This is a genomic window from Tenebrionibacter intestinalis, assembly GCF_016632365.1.
Lineage (GTDB): Bacteria > Pseudomonadota > Gammaproteobacteria > Enterobacterales > Enterobacteriaceae > Tenebrionibacter > Tenebrionibacter intestinalis.
In genome coordinates, this window is sequence record NZ_JAEPBH010000132.1 from 1 (window position 1) to 1,225 (window position 1,225).

The window sequence follows — 1,225 nt, forward strand, 5'->3', positions numbered from 1 at the left end:
CGCTCGCTTCGCTGTGCGAGGTGTCGCGCCCGGCGCTCAACTTCAGAGAAGTCAGTGACACAACATACGACAGGCAAAAAAATCCCGGCCCGTGTCCAGGTCTAAATTAATCGATTGGTGTCGCCACATATTCATCAAGTAGATGAACATTTTCTACATCGCATTCTGGGTAGATCCATTTTGCCCAGTTATTGATAACCCATTCTGTACTTAACCCGTACCCCTCATCTGAGATACTTTCAATAGGTAACTTTATTAAAAATAAACCCGCTTTATAACCAGATGAAACAATCAAGCCATATGGTCGTTCATCATCCTGGGTTTCAAATACCATAAAATCAACCCATTCTTCGTATGGCCAAACAGCAGGCAATCGAAAAATAGAACCTCTAGACACCACCTTTTCTTTATATTTGATAAGTTTCATTACTTAACCTTCAAATTATGTCCGCCTGATGGATCAGCAGGCTTTCTTACCTGCATAGAAAAATCAACTTCACCTAAGTGCTTACCTTTTGTGCTGACAACTTCAAACCTTCCATGTTGTGTATCAAGTGCATAAAGATTACCATCCCGCCCACGATACACTTCTCGACCTCCATTCTTCTTAGTTAACTGATTGTCTTTAACCATTCCATTTGCTGCTGCAACCTGTGGTGCTGCTTGTTTAATCAACGCTACACGCTCTCCAGGAGAAAGATTTACCAGACTTTTCTCGAAAGCCCCCACTGTTTGGCCTGTCGCGATTTTTACTCCTGGATTAACATTAGGTAACTTACCGGCTTTACCCAGCCCACCGGTAACAGCCGCTAATGCTGCTCCTGCTAAAATCTCAGCCCGTTGGTTATCCAGCCCGAATTGTTTTTCCAGTCTCTGAGCAAAGTCCGTACTGGTAACAATCCCTGATTCATCCATCTGCTGCATCAACAGAACGGACAAATCATTCTTCATAGCTGTTGGTATATCTTCACCCAGCGCACGATCTATCGCTTCGTGAACTAACATCGTGTTAGCAGGTATATCACCATATTTCTCTTTACAGGCAGCAGCATCAGAAGCACAGGTTACAATTAATTCATTACGTTGCTTAAGACTGAGATCCTCCATCTCTTTGACGATCTGTTTACAGTCACCACGGGCTTCACACCCTTTCGCCTTCGTCGCAAAATCGTCAATCTGTCTGGCACTTAAGCTGTTGTTGGTCACTTCCACCTTCGCGGCATTC

Annotated in this window: 2 protein-coding genes; both read right to left on the reverse strand. The window is 44.0% G+C overall.

What is annotated here, in order from left to right:
* Positions 1-106: 106 nt before the first annotated feature.
* The gene (gene imm45 / locus JJB97_RS18065) at positions 107-427 is read right to left on the reverse strand and encodes an Imm45 family immunity protein (RefSeq protein ID WP_238715455.1); all 321 of its coding nucleotides are present in this window, start codon (positions 425-427) and stop codon (positions 107-109) included.
* Positions 427-1,225: colicin E3/pyocin S6 family cytotoxin (locus JJB97_RS18070; RefSeq protein ID WP_238715456.1), on the reverse strand; the 799-nt coding region annotated here is incomplete at its 5' end. The genes JJB97_RS18070 and imm45, both read right to left, overlap by 1 nt.

What these genes read in the sequence shown, in the direction of transcription:
- imm45 (WP_238715455.1), bottom strand. Translation starts at nt 427, where the DNA reads ATGAAACTTATCAAATATAAAGAAAAGGTGGTGTCTAGAGGTTCTATT.